Origin of the sequence: Erwinia sp. E602 (assembly GCF_018141005.1) — a bacterium.
Classification (GTDB): domain Bacteria; phylum Pseudomonadota; class Gammaproteobacteria; order Enterobacterales; family Enterobacteriaceae; genus Erwinia.
The window spans coordinates 177,602-190,185 of the sequence record NZ_CP046581.1; the positions used below are offsets into that span (position 1 = coordinate 177,602).

A 12,584-nucleotide genomic window follows, 5' to 3' on the forward strand; every position below is an offset into this window, starting at 1 on the left:
TGCAATAAGCGAGTGAAGAATGCAGACGGAGAACAACCGGAAGATACATACAACCACTGTAGAGAGATACTGCTTACTACAGTGGTTAATATCGCGCTTAACGCTATCTGACAGGATAAAAGATAAACAAATGTGCTCACTACAGCGGATACTAAGCCTGTTGCTGCTCACTACAGTGGTTACTTCATCTTTCCGCTGCGGATCTTCTCCAGCAGTTCCTGCTCTTCACGCGAAAGCAGCACCAGCTCTCCCTCCGGCTCCGGCTCGATGGCATCCAGCCCTTCATCAAAGTCGTCACCCGGCAGATCCGGCAGGCTGAGCGGAATATCCGCCGGCTTCAGCTTGGGCCGCCGGTAGTGGATAATGAAGTAGACCGAGCGCCCACGCTTTATCTCAGTGTAATCAAGATAGCCAATCTCACGCAGCTGCTCCATCGCCTTTCTGACGGTGGCGTTCTGGGTGATGGTTCGCGAGGTCAGATTAAGCCGCGCGCGCAGCCGTGACATCGAGATCGGCGCAGGTGAAGGCGGCAGGCTTTCAATGAAGGTGTACAGCGCCTGCGCCGACTCCTTACGGGACAGTTCGTTAATCGCTCTCAGCTGCAGTAACACCTTTTTATCGAACTGATAGAGTTCGAAGATTTTGGGGTCGGCCTGCAGGGTCACCGTGTCGGATTTGGTGCTGTATTTAGCCGACTGCACCAGGTGCGTGATGTAATACTCCCCTTCTTTGCTGCTGAAGGCGATGGTGTTGGTGGCGATACGGGTCAGAGACGCGTCCAGACGGCTCCTGAGCTTCGCAGAGGACCTCACTGAGGGGAACCCACAGAGTTTGGCAAAATCGACGAAAGGCAGCGTTACGCTGTCTCCCAGCACCTTGTAGCGGGCGAAGGCATGAATGATCCCCACCCAGGTTTTGAAGTCGTTATCCATATCCAGGCGGGCGCCGGTGATCTTGATATTCTCATAGCCTTCTGACTTCACGATCGACAGCTGTTTCAGCTCATCGGTGACGTCCATCGTCGCCATCTGATTTTTTCTGCCGCGCGCCGTGGATTTCAGGGTAGGAACGAACAACCCCAACCGCATCAGTGCCACCGGCTGAACGGTGTTATTGCTGTTTGGCGTCAGGGTAACAACCTCACCCGTTCTTTTGTCTGTCTCACTGAAAGCTTCAGCTATCATCTTGTTTTCAGGTTCTTTTTTTGTCATTTCCAGGTTTCCCTTAACTCACAAGCACGCGTCGCCGTTACTGAATACAGTGGATAGTAGCACTCACTATAGCGGATAGGCTACTCACTACAGCGGTTAATCTGCTCTCCTCAGTGGTTAATTTACTCTTCACAGTGGTTAACGATCCCCTCTGAGGGCAGGCAGCACGGGGCTTGCGGCGATCGGGGATCTTTATGGGTCTTTCAGGAACTTAAAAGGATCTGTTATTGGATCGTATCGGTGAATAAAAACGGTTATCCGATCCACTAAAAATGGGGATATCTCTGAATAACTTATCTCAGGATCGTAACTGCACGCTGAACATCCCCGACAGATCCGGTCTGGCCGGCATTTCACCCCGGAAAAGTTAATCACAGAGCAATACCCCGCCCGCTCACTACAGTGGTTAAACAGCACTCACCAGCGTGGTTATCAGTGCTCTCTACAGCGGTTATATTACTCTTTACAGCGGTTGGTTTACTCTCTTTAGTGGATAGTAACAGGCCTCCAGACCAGGCGTGACAAGGCCTGAGAGGGTGCGGGGATCTCTTTAGGATCTTATCAGGATCTCTCTGGGATCGAATAATTGGATCTGATCGGTGAATAACGGGGATAAATCCCTGAGGATATTTCAGACACCGTATCGACATCACCCTTCGGTCATCAGCACGATGCAGACCTGATAACGTCATCTTTATCCGGCTCAGTGCACTATTTATGAACAAAATCATGTTGCAATTATTACTGATATGCAGGATTATTGATTTTAAGATGATATGCTACATAAATGGAGTCAATGATGAATAGCGATCCGCATCAGACTGACAAGATTGCCCAGCGCGCAGGAAAGATGCTCACGTCACTGACCGAGCACATTCAGGCACAGAAGGAAGAGCTGCGTGAAAACGAGTACTTTCAGGTTTATGCCAAAGCGGCGCTCGCTAAGTTGCCTAAACTGACCCGTGCCAATGTTGATTACGCGGTCAGCGAAATGGAAGAGAACGGTTACGCCTTTGATAAACGCGCCGCCGGATCGTCCTCCAAATATGCGATGACCATCCAGAACATCGTTGATATCTACCATCACCGCGGCGTTCCTAAGTATCGCGATCGCCATGATGAAGCCCTGACCGTGTTTGTCGGTAATCTGAAAGGGGGCGTATCTAAAACGGTCTCCACCGTCTCTCTGGCTCACGCCATGCGCGCGCACCCTCACCTGCTGTTTGAAGATCTGCGCATACTGGTGATCGACCTCGATCCCCAGTCATCCGCTACGATGTTCCTTAACCACACAAGAGCTGTGGGTATGGTGGAAACCACATCGGCGCAGGCAATGCTACAGAACGTGACGCGTGAAGAGTTGCTGGAAGAGTTTATCGTCTCATCGGTGGTACCCGGCGTTGATGTATTACCCGCGTCAATTGATGATGCCTTCATCGCATCAGGCTGGGAGGTGCTGTGCAGTGAACATCTGCCGGGCCAGAATCCTCACGCCGTACTGCGTGAAAATATCATTGATAAACTGAAGTCAGATTACGACTTTATTTTTGTCGACAGCGGCCCGCATCTGGATGCTTTTCTTAAGAACGCCATTGCCGCAGCCGATCTGCTGATGACGCCGGTTCCACCCGCGCAGGTCGACTTCCACTCAACGCTTAAGTATCTGACCCGTTTACCTGAGCTGATCAGCATCATCGAGTCTTCGGGCTGCCACTGCCGCCTGCTGGGCAATATCGGCTTTATGTCCAAGCTGTCGAATAAGCCCGATCACAAAGTCTGTCACAGCCTGGCCAAGGAGATTTTCGGCGGCGATATGCTGGACGCCGCCCTGCCCCGTCTGGATGGCTTTGAGCGCTGTGGTGAATCCTTCGACACGGTGATCTCAGCGAATCCGTCGACCTACGTTGGCAGCAGTGAGGCATTGAAGAACGCACGCGCCGCGGCAGAAGATTTTGCCAAAGCGGTTTTTGACCGTATCGAATTTATCCGTATTAACTGAGGCACCGGTACCCATGAAAAGAACCACTATCGGACGCACCTTTAATGCGCCAGTACTGAACAGTGAAGCGGCCTCTGAACCGTTCAAACAGGTCTTTACGCTCTCTTCAGGCAAGAAGGCGATATTCAGCCGCGTTACCCTGAGTGCTGACGAGGTGGCGTCACAGACCTACGTCGTGCAGGAGAACAACGGTCGCGATCAGGCGGGTTTGACGCCGGAGTCGCTGAAAGATATTACCCGCACCCTGAGCCTGCAGCAGTTCTTTCCGGCGATCGGCGTCCGCCGGGCAGACGGCAGAATTGAAGTGCTTGACGGTTCACGACGCCGCGCCGCCGCGCTGCTGACCGGTGCAGGTCTTGACGTTCTGGTGACCGACTCTGCGGTCAGCGCTGCGGAAGCCCGCACGCTGGCCCAGGAAATTCAGACCGCCCGCGAACATAACATCCGCGAGATTGGCCTGCGCCTGATGGCGCTGCGCGACAGCGGCCTTTCGCAGAAGGATATTGCCGAAGATGAGAATATGTCTCAGGCGAAAGTCACCCGTGCGCTGCAGGCCGCCAGCGTGTCAGCAGAGCTGCTGGCGCTGTTCCCGGTTCAGTCCGAGCTGACCTACGGCGACTACAGGACGCTGCTGACCGCGCAGGAGCTGCTGCAGGAGAAACAGATTGCCTTATCCCACCTGACGGACAGCATCAGCGAGTCCGTGTCTGCCATTCGCGATCAGGCATCGCTGGCAGAAGATGAGATAAAAAACAAAATCGTCGCTGAAGTTCGCAAAGAGGCCGCGCTGATTGTCCAGCCGGTAGCCGGAGAGAAGGTCGTCACCACGCCGCTGTGGCAGTTTCCGGACAAAAACCGCTATGCGCGTAAAAAGAGTCGCGGACGCGCGTTCAGCTATGAGTTCAACCGGCTGCCCGCCGAACTGCAGGATGCTATCGATGGCGCGATTGCAAACGTGCTGGCCAGACATCTGAAATAAGTTCTCCTCTCCCGGCGATTTTCGTCGCTAACTGCATGAAATAAAGTGCTTTTACGTGGGGATTTCACGATGAAATCTCCACTATTTCACTCCTGCCGATGCTGAGTTTCATCCTGCCCCCTGGCGACCGTCAACATGCGTAATAACATGTACCCTGTACCCTGTACCCTGTACCCTGTACCCTGACCCAAAGACCCGATACACACGAAGAGATTCGGGTACACTGATATCATCAGATAACCCGGAATAAACCGGGTGTTACTTCGACAAACTTTTTTCAGGACCATCGATGATGAATGTATCAGGCCAGGTTTCGCGGATGACGCTTTACCGCAGTATGGAGGACTATTTCTTTTCCTCGGTCAGTCAGCAAACTTACTCTCTGGGTAATACGGCATCGGCTTATCTCACTGGCGTTGACGCTGGCAGCCTGAATCTGCTGATTGTGAAGCAGCGGGATCCTGAAACAGAATCCATTATCAAAGAAGGCATGCGGTTATTTGACGCTGCAGGTGTGCCGTTCTCCGTGGTGCTGCCCGATAATGATCCTGACAGGATCGGGCATTCGCTCAGAGAGCTGGGTCTGAGCGTCGCCTGGAAATCTTCACCGATGCAGCTGACGATGAAGGCGTTAACGACGCAAAAGCCACGCAGCGATGATTATCACATCTGTGCTACTGATTACCGTCTCGAGGACTGGGGAGCACCGCTGACAAGTGCGTTCGAAACGGATGACAGAGTCATGCTGCAGTATCGGATAAGACATCAGCATGCCGTTGAGGCCGGCCGGCAGCTGCGCCATTTTTCTCTTTTTGTCGCAGACCGGGCAGTCTGTTCGCTGACGTTATCCATGCAAAGCGGGGTTTCACGTTTAGATGACGTCGGGACCCGGAGCACGTTGCAGGGAAGAGGCTACGCCAGCGCTCTAATTCGCCATGCACTGGAATACGCCAGATCTCAGAACGTTGAGACGTGTTTCCTTGAGGCCTCAGAGGCAGGTGTTTCCATCTATAAGAGACTCGGATTTACGCTACTCGGCAGCAGTGTCGCTTTTCAGCGTGAATGACCGTACCTGATGAGCGTGAAAGCGTCATTTCCGCTGTAGGGTGGAAGTACTTATACGCTGTAAAGAGGACAGCCTGACGAATGAGGAAGGCATCTTTTATTACGGATAATGCATGCCCTTAGCCCTGCAACGTTCCCCCACAGGCGTTTAGGGATAAGCCCGTGCCACAGGCAAGTGGACATGAAACACCCCTGTGAAACTCCTTGAGTTCTCCAGTTAAGTTTTATTGTTAACTTATTGAAATATAATGACTTTGATATGAATGCCAGAGGGATTTCACCGTGAAATCTCCATGGGATCAGCATCGTTCTGTGGCAAGGGCTTAGCGGATGGGAAGAGGGTGAGAGTACAAAAAAACAGAAGAGAGCGTGATGCAAGCGTTGAGTGAGAAGTAAACCAGCCGGCGATATCCCCTGCCTGAAAAATAAGAGGCAGGACAGGGAATATGACCGGCTGGCTTAGGAAACGACTACGCGCACAGTTCGTTCCAGTAACAGCAGCGCAGAAGGTGCCTCAATGAGCGACACCGGTGTTCTGAGTTGACCATTTGTCCTCCTGTTCAGCGGCGGGCAACATCCCGACGCGGTCTTACCGCAATATCGGTAATCTGTGTATCCTCGGTGGCGTTGACCACCAGGCGAACGGCGGCAGCGACCGACCCGGGCGTGCTGTACGCCAGCGGATCGATGTCGGTAAAGTCACCCGCACGTTCACGGCTTTTGCGATTCATTGGGGTATCCGTCGGCCCTGGTGCCACGGTGGCGACGCGCACGCCGTGCCCGCTCTCCTCGTTACGCAGCGAGTGTGCCAGCGCGCTGAGCGCAAATTTACTGGCGGAGTAGACCGTGTGCCCGGCCAGCGCCAGCGTGCCGGAGCCGGAGTTGATAAACACCACCTGCCCGCGCTGCTGGCGAAGGGCGGGCAACGCAAGACGCGTCAGCTCTGCCGGTGCAAATACGTTAATGGCAAACTGGCTTTGCCACTGCACCGGCGTAGCCTGCTCGAGGCTCAGCCGTTCGGAAACCGCCGCAGAGTGTACCAGCACGTCAATGGCGCTGAACTGGCTGATAAACTGCCGCAGCGCGGCGTTATCGATCAGGTCCAGCTGAACCGGAATGACGCCGGCAACGGACTCCAGCTCTGCCAGCGCCTGTGGCGATCGGCCCAGCGCATAAACCTGATGGTCGGTGGCCAGGTCGGTAACCACCGCGCGGCCGATACCGCTGGTGCCGCCGGTGACAATCGCCACCGGGCGATGAAGTTGTTGTGTCATGTAGTAGTCTCCATGTTGATGCAGCAGACGCTATCATTCACCGTTCCGGCAGGCGACAGACTTATTGTGATTAGGATTACCGGAAGGTGGATATACCCGAAATCCCGTATCAGACAGCGCCGCCATCAGAGTATCAATCGCAACGCGCAGGCGTTGTGGCATCGCGGCTGTTTTCAGCCAGACGGCATAAACCGGCAGGCCCTCTCCGGCAGACTCCGCTAGCACTTCGACCAGACGGCCGCTGGCAAGATCGTCGCCGACCAGCCAGCGTGGCAGCTGGGCGATGCCATAACCGGCAAGCGCGGCGGAACAGACAGCACTCATACTGCTGAAACGCAGCCGGTCAGCGGGCTGCCAGTGGATATCCTCATCGCCGCTGCGGAGCAGCCACGGCTGGCTCCTGCCCCGTTCCAGCAGGCCGAGCTGAGCATGCGTCCTGAGATCGCCGAGGGTGGCAGGCTGGGACAACCGGCAGAAGTAGTCAGCGGAAGCGCAGAGCACTAACCTCTGCTGGCCAAGCAGCCGCGCGGTAAGATCGTTGTGGTGACCCGGATCGCCAATGCGAATCGCCAGGTCGGTTCCCCCCGAGGCAAGGTCAATTCGCTTAACCGAGAACAGCATCTCTAACGCCAGCCCCGGCCAGCGCCGGGTCAGCGGCAGCAGCTGCGGCATCACCCATTTTTCGCCAAACAGCGGCGGTGCCGCCACGCGTAGCCGACCGCTGGGCTGCTGCGCCTGAGTGGTCAGACGATTCTCTGCCGCATCCAGGTTCGCCAGGATCTGCACACAGTCCTGATAAAACTGTCGTCCTTCGCTGGTAAGCGACAGCGTGCGCGTGGTGCGCAGAAAAAGCGTCACCTGCAGACGTGCCTCCAGCCGGGCGACTGCCTTGCCGACCGTCGACCGTGACAGCCCCAGCTGTTCTGCCGCGAGGCTGAAACCACCGGCCTGCGCTGCCTGAACAAACGCCCGTATGCCGTTAAGGCGGTCAGTGTTGATCATATGAAATCCTTAGCCAGGCCATAACTGACCTGGTTCGCCGTGGGCGCTGTAGCGTTGTCGTAGGCTCTACCTTAACGCGTGTGGAGCGGGTTGTGCCAGAGAGGCGAACTCCGTTCGCCAGTCCGTCGATGAAATGGCGGCAATCGTCGCCGCGCGTTATGTCACTCTGATACTTTACTGTCTACAGAGGTTTGAGTATGTCCACACCCTCCACGGCGCTGCCGCGCGTCGCGCAAATCCGACTGCAGGCGGGCATCTGCCTCGCCAGCTTTCTCGGCTGCCTCGATTTTACCATCGTGAATACCGCCCTGCCGGCCATCGGGCGTCAGTTCAACAGCAACGTGGATGAACTGCACTGGGTGATGACGCTTTTTGTTATGTCGCTCTGCTGCTGCATGGTGTTAAGCGCGAGGCTCGGTGAAGTGTATGGCCGCGGCCGCCTGCTTTATGCCGGGATGCTGCTGTTTGCCGTGACCTCACTCGGGGCGGGACTGACGACGGGGCCGGCTGCCCTGAACCTGTTCCGGCTGTTACAGGGGGCAGGCTGCGCGGTACTGTATACCCTGAGTGCGGCGATCCTGATTGAGATTATCCCTGAGGCAAAACGGGGGCGCGCGCTGGGGATGCTGTTCGCGGTCAACGGCCTGGGGCTGACGCTTGGCCCGGTTGCCGGCGGCGTGCTGGTCAGCCTCAGCGGCTGGCGCAGCGTGTTTTTAATTAACGTCCCGCTGCTGCTGCTGAGCTACAGCTGTTGCGCGGGCGTGGTGAACACCAGGCGTCCTGAGAACGCCGGCAGCGTCGATCTTCGCGGATGGCTGTGGCTGGTGGCCACGCTGGTCCCCGTTCTGCTGGCAAGCGTGACGCTGTCACCGGGAGGTGCTGTGACCTGGGCCACGGCAGCGCTGCTGGTCATCGGTGCCGTGGCCGGTATTACGCTGGTCAGGATTGAGAAGCGTACGCCGGAACCGCTGATCGCCTTCGGCCTGTTCCGCAACCGTCTGTTTCGCCGTGCCTGCCTGCTGTCGGTGCTGCTGGCGATATTTTACTGCGCCGCGTTTCTGCTGATGCCCTTCAGGCTGCTGGAAATCTACCGGCTGAGCGATGCCCGTCTGGGCCTGATGTTGCTGCCGGTGACGCTGGTAATGGCGATCGTTTCGCCGCTGGCCGGGCGTTACGGCGACCGCTTCGGGCCCTGGCCCGTCCTGACGCTGGGGTTCGTTATGCTGACCGCCTCGGCGCTGCTGCAAAGTCTTTTCACCGTCGGGCAACCGCTGGTGCTGACCATCGCGGCGTTTGCGCTGATGGGGGTGGGCTGGGGGGCGATCCTCGGGCCCTCGGTCGCCGCTGCGCTTGGTGCCATGCCGTCAGCGTTTCATGCACAGGGCATCGGGCTGTCGTGGACGCTGCATAACCTGGGTGGGGTAGTGGGGCTGTCGGTGGCGACGCAGATCTATCGGGCCGGGGGGCAAGGGGCAGGATACCGGTGGGTGATGTGGCTGCTGGCGGCGCTGGCGCTGGCGGGCGCGCTGACGGCGCTGAGCTCGGCTCGCCGCGTCCGGGCAGAGAGAACGGACGCGGCAGGCCAGGGCACAGGTTAGCCGTCGATGGTCCTGGCGGCAAAACGCTTGCGCAGTTTCTGCAGCTTCGGCGGGATCACCGCCAGGCAGTAACGATTCTCCTGGCCTTCGCCGGCCCAGTAGTTCTGATGATAATCTTCCGCCGGGTACCAGGTCGCATCCGGCTCGACGGTGGTCACCACCGGATCCTGGTGGACGGCCTGCGCGCGGGCGATCGCCGCCTTAGCCTCTGACGCCTGTGCCGGCGTGGCCGGGAACAGCGCAGAACGGTACTGGGTGCCGACGTCGTTGCCCTGACGGTTCAGCTGGGTCGGATCGTGAGTGGCAAAGCTGATATCCAGCAGGTCGCCATAGCTAATCACGCCGGGGTCAAAGCCAATGCGGATAGCTTCAGCGTGGCCGGTATCGCCGCCGCACACCTCACGATAGGTGGGGTTGGCCGTATGGCCGCCGATGTAGCCGCTTTCAATGGATTCAACGCCGTTAATCTGCTTAAACACCGCTTCCGTACACCAGAAACAGCCGCCGGCAATCGTTGCGTATTCTGTCGCCATCGTTGATCACTCCTGTCAAAACGTCTTTGTGGTCGTGCCTGATATGGGAACAGCGTCAGCCATTTACAAGGCGTGGTCAACCGGAAACAACGGGAATTTATAAAACGGGGGCGCTTAGATTATTTTGCTATGAGCTATAACCGTTGGTTATTGGCTGTCCGGCAGTGAAGGAAACAGAATGGTGATAATTTATAATCTTTTGATTTATGTCAATACCTTGTTAATAAAGGTGCTTTCCAGTTATGTCGCTTACCGCACAACTTGCCGAACTCCTGCATACCCGCCAGCCTGGAGAACAGGAGCGCCACCACGCCCGCGACGGCGTTACCGATCTGCTGGCCAGCATGGTGCCGGTGCTGTACGGCAGCGTGCATGACAGCGGGCTGGAACCGGTGATCCACGTCTATCCCTCTCAGCACTCCACGGAGAACCTTGCGCTGCAGTTTGGCTATCTCAGCCACGCGCTGGATTTTGACGATTACCACGCAACGTTCCGCGGCCATCCTACCACGGTGGTGCTCTCCGCGCTGATGGCCCTGAGCCATAAAGCGCCCGCGGTGGGCGTACAGGCGTTCCTTGACGCCTATATCGTCGGCGTTGAGCTGGCCGGCCGGCTGGGCAAAGCGATCGGCACCCGCCACTACAGCGCGGGCTTCCACAGCACCGCCACGCTGGGTACCGTCGCCGCGACAGGTGCCGCCTGTCGTTTGCTGAACCTTACCCTCAGCCAGACGCAGATTGCCCTCGGGCTGGCCGCCACCCAGGCCTCCGGCCTGCGCAGCCAGTTTGGCTCCGCGGCCAAGCCGTTGCACGCCGGGCTGGCCGCGCGCAGCGCCGTCGGCAGCGCGCTGCTGGCCCAGGCGGGCTTTGCCGGCCAGGCCGATGGCGTGGTCGAAAGCTTTCTGCAGGCGCTGGGCTTTGGTGCCGAACAGCCGCAGCAGCTGCTGGAAGGCTGGGGCGCACCCTGGCGCATCGTCTCGCCCGGACTGGAGTTCAAACGTTACCCGACCTGTGGCGGCACGCACAGCGCCGCCGAGGCCGCGTTTGCGCTGCGGGATCAACTGCTGACCGCCGACGGGCCGGATATCGGCGCGATCGACCGTATCGAGGTCAGCTTCCCGCCCGGAGCCGATACCGCACCGAACATCATCACGCCGCGCAACGGCGTTGAGGCGCGCTTCAGCCTGGAGTACGTGATCGCCGACGCGCTGATCAACGGCAGCGTGGCGCTGGAAAATTACACCGAACAGCCGGTTAAACCGCATATTGCCGCGCTGGCCGCGCGCGTCAGCCGCCATCCCGACCGCACCGCGCCGGCGGACGAACTGGATCCCGATCTGCGCTTCCACCGCGTCACGCTGCTGCTGCGCAACGGCCAGCGGCTGAGCCACTGCGTCACCCGCCGCGAAACAGCCGCGCTGCCCACCGACGTACAGGCAAAGCTGCACACCCAGCTTCGCGCACTGCCCGCCTCGCTGGCGGAACGCATCTTCGAAGACGCCCGCCTCGCCGACGACGCGGCGCTGCAGCGCCTTATTTCACTGCTTAGCAAATAATTAAAAGGATCTCCCATGTCTGTGCAAAAACCAGCACCCCGCCAGCTGCGTCTTGGCCTGTTTGTTCAGGCGCTCGGCCACCACGTTGGCGGCTGGCGCGCGGAAGGTGCGCAAGGCTCGCCGACCGACGTTGACTGGTTTACCTGGATCGCCAGAAAGGGCGAAGAGGGTAAATTCGATATGTTCTTCGTCGGCGATGCGCTGGCCACCAGCGTGCACCGTCTGCCGTCCACCATGTCCCGCCTGGAGCCGCTGACCCTGCTGTCGGCGCTGGCGGTGCAGACCCGCCATATCGGCCTGGCGGCGACCGCGTCCACCACCTTCGACCAGCCGTTCCACCTGGCGCGCGCGCTGTCGTCGGTCGATCATATCAGCCGTGGCCGCGGTGCCTGGAACGTGGTGACCTCGTTCTCCACCGACGCCGCGCGCAACTTCAGCCGCGCCGACCTGCCGAATCACGCCGAGCGCTATGATATGGCGCGTGAGTTCCTCGACGTCACCTTCAAGCTGTGGAACGGCTGGGAAGAGGGCGCTATCGTGCGTGAAAAAGCCACCGGCCGTTACTCCGACGAAGAGAAGATCCACGCGGCTAACCACACCGGGAAGTACTTCCAGGTGCAGGGCCCGCTGAATATTGCCCGTTCGCCGCAGGGCCGCCCGGTGATTATCGAAGCCGGCTCTTCCCCTGCCGGGCAGAAGCTGGCCGCAGAGACGGCGGAAGTGGTGTTTACCGCCGCCGCCTCGCTGGAAGAGGGCCAGGCCTTCTACCGCAGCCAGAAGCAGTTCGTGCGTGACGCCGGCCGCCACCCGGACCATCTGCTGATCCTGCCGGGCGTGATGCCGATCGTTGGCCGCACGCGGGAAGAGGCGCAGGAAACCTGGAACCAGCTCAATGAACTGGTGGATATCGATAACGGCATTGAGCAGCTCTCTGCCCGCTTTGGCGTCGATATGACCGCTTACCCGCTGGACGGTCCGGTGCCGGAAATCGGCGGCACCGAAGGCGGCCAGAGCCGCGTCAAGCTGTTAACCGACCTCGCCGCCCGTGAAAACCTGACCCTGCGTCAGCTGGCGGCCGTTGCGGCCGGTTCCCGCGGTCACCGGGTGATCGTCGGCACCGCGTCTGACATCGCCGATGACTTCCAGCAGTGGCTGGAGCAGGAAGGCGCAGATGGCTTCAACATCATGCCTGCCGTGCTGCCAAACCAGCTGGAGCTGTTTGTCGAGCTGGTGGTACCTGAGCTGCAGCGCCGCGGCCTTTTCCGCACCGAATACCAGTACGCGACCCTGCGTGAGAACCTCGGCCTGCCGTCCGTGGAAACCAATTTTGCCGCCGTGCCCGCACTGGCGACTGAGAAGGAATAAGC

The 12,584-nt window shown here is 58.6% G+C and carries 10 protein-coding genes; 6 read left to right on the forward strand and 4 right to left on the reverse strand.

Annotated elements, in window-relative coordinates:
- Nucleotides 1-179 precede the first annotated feature (179 nt).
- Complete coding sequence (locus tag GKQ23_RS00775; protein ID WP_056237616.1) at nt 180-1,211, reverse strand: replication initiation protein; 1,032 nt, start codon at nt 1,209-1,211, stop codon at nt 180-182.
- A 799-nt stretch (nt 1,212-2,010) separates the two neighbouring features.
- Between GKQ23_RS00775 and GKQ23_RS00780 the strand changes: the two genes are divergently transcribed.
- From GKQ23_RS00780 to GKQ23_RS00790, 3 genes are all read left to right on the forward strand, one after another.
- Nucleotides 2,011-3,210 carry an AAA family ATPase gene (locus GKQ23_RS00780; RefSeq protein ID WP_056237615.1) on the forward strand — a complete coding sequence of 400 codons (1,200 nt, stop codon included), beginning with the start codon at nt 2,011-2,013 and terminating at the stop codon, nt 3,208-3,210.
- A gap of 13 nt (nt 3,211-3,223) precedes the next feature.
- Nucleotides 3,224-4,189, forward strand: coding sequence for a ParB family protein (locus tag GKQ23_RS00785; RefSeq protein ID WP_212408162.1), 966 nt, complete (start codon nt 3,224-3,226; stop codon nt 4,187-4,189).
- A gap of 289 nt (nt 4,190-4,478) precedes the next feature.
- Complete coding sequence (locus GKQ23_RS00790) at nt 4,479-5,255, forward strand: GNAT family N-acetyltransferase (protein WP_212408163.1); 777 nt, start codon at nt 4,479-4,481, stop codon at nt 5,253-5,255.
- Nucleotides 5,256-5,814: 559 nt separating this feature from the next.
- On the opposite strand, the gene GKQ23_RS00795 is transcribed toward GKQ23_RS00790, so the two are convergent.
- On the reverse strand, nt 5,815-6,528 hold the full coding sequence (locus tag GKQ23_RS00795) for an SDR family oxidoreductase (RefSeq protein ID WP_212408164.1): 714 nt from the start codon (nt 6,526-6,528) through the stop codon (nt 5,815-5,817).
- A gap of 33 nt (nt 6,529-6,561) precedes the next feature.
- On the reverse strand, nt 6,562-7,530 hold the full coding sequence (locus GKQ23_RS00800) for a LysR family transcriptional regulator (protein ID WP_212408165.1): 969 nt from the start codon (nt 7,528-7,530) through the stop codon (nt 6,562-6,564).
- Between the two features lie 197 nt (nt 7,531-7,727).
- On the opposite strand from GKQ23_RS00800, the gene GKQ23_RS00805 reads away from it, so the two are divergent.
- Nucleotides 7,728-9,128 carry an MFS transporter gene (locus GKQ23_RS00805; protein ID WP_212408166.1) on the forward strand — a complete coding sequence of 467 codons (1,401 nt, stop codon included), beginning with the start codon at nt 7,728-7,730 and terminating at the stop codon, nt 9,126-9,128.
- Here GKQ23_RS00805 and msrA read toward each other — a convergent pair.
- A complete protein-coding gene (gene msrA, locus GKQ23_RS00810) occupies nt 9,125-9,661 on the reverse strand; it encodes a peptide-methionine (S)-S-oxide reductase MsrA (RefSeq protein ID WP_212408167.1) in 537 nt (178 codons plus the stop codon). The two genes, GKQ23_RS00805 and msrA, sit on opposite strands and share 4 nt — an antisense overlap.
- 242 nt (nt 9,662-9,903) lie before the next feature.
- On the opposite strand from msrA, the gene GKQ23_RS00815 reads away from it, so the two are divergent.
- Entirely contained in the window at nt 9,904-11,217 is a 1,314-nt protein-coding gene (locus GKQ23_RS00815) for an MmgE/PrpD family protein (protein WP_212408168.1), read from the forward strand.
- 15 nt (nt 11,218-11,232) lie between these two features.
- Nucleotides 11,233-12,582, forward strand: coding sequence for an LLM class flavin-dependent oxidoreductase (locus tag GKQ23_RS00820; RefSeq protein ID WP_056237594.1), 1,350 nt, complete (start codon nt 11,233-11,235; stop codon nt 12,580-12,582).
- Nucleotides 12,583-12,584 lie beyond the last annotated feature (2 nt).

Coding starts and splice junctions, on each gene's coding strand:
- GKQ23_RS00775 (WP_056237616.1), bottom strand. CDS start 1,211: ATGACAAAAAAAGAACCTGAAAACAAGATGATAGCTGAAGCTTTCAGT.
- GKQ23_RS00780 (WP_056237615.1), top strand. CDS start 2,011: ATGAATAGCGATCCGCATCAGACTGACAAGATTGCCCAGCGCGCAGGA.
- GKQ23_RS00785 (WP_212408162.1), top strand. CDS start 3,224: ATGAAAAGAACCACTATCGGACGCACCTTTAATGCGCCAGTACTGAAC.
- GKQ23_RS00790 (WP_212408163.1), top strand. CDS start 4,479: ATGATGAATGTATCAGGCCAGGTTTCGCGGATGACGCTTTACCGCAGT.
- GKQ23_RS00795 (WP_212408164.1), bottom strand. CDS start 6,528: ATGACACAACAACTTCATCGCCCGGTGGCGATTGTCACCGGCGGCACC.
- GKQ23_RS00800 (WP_212408165.1), bottom strand. CDS start 7,530: ATGATCAACACTGACCGCCTTAACGGCATACGGGCGTTTGTTCAGGCA.
- GKQ23_RS00805 (WP_212408166.1), top strand. CDS start 7,728: ATGTCCACACCCTCCACGGCGCTGCCGCGCGTCGCGCAAATCCGACTG.
- msrA (WP_212408167.1), bottom strand. CDS start 9,661: ATGGCGACAGAATACGCAACGATTGCCGGCGGCTGTTTCTGGTGTACG.
- GKQ23_RS00815 (WP_212408168.1), top strand. CDS start 9,904: ATGTCGCTTACCGCACAACTTGCCGAACTCCTGCATACCCGCCAGCCT.
- GKQ23_RS00820 (WP_056237594.1), top strand. CDS start 11,233: ATGTCTGTGCAAAAACCAGCACCCCGCCAGCTGCGTCTTGGCCTGTTT.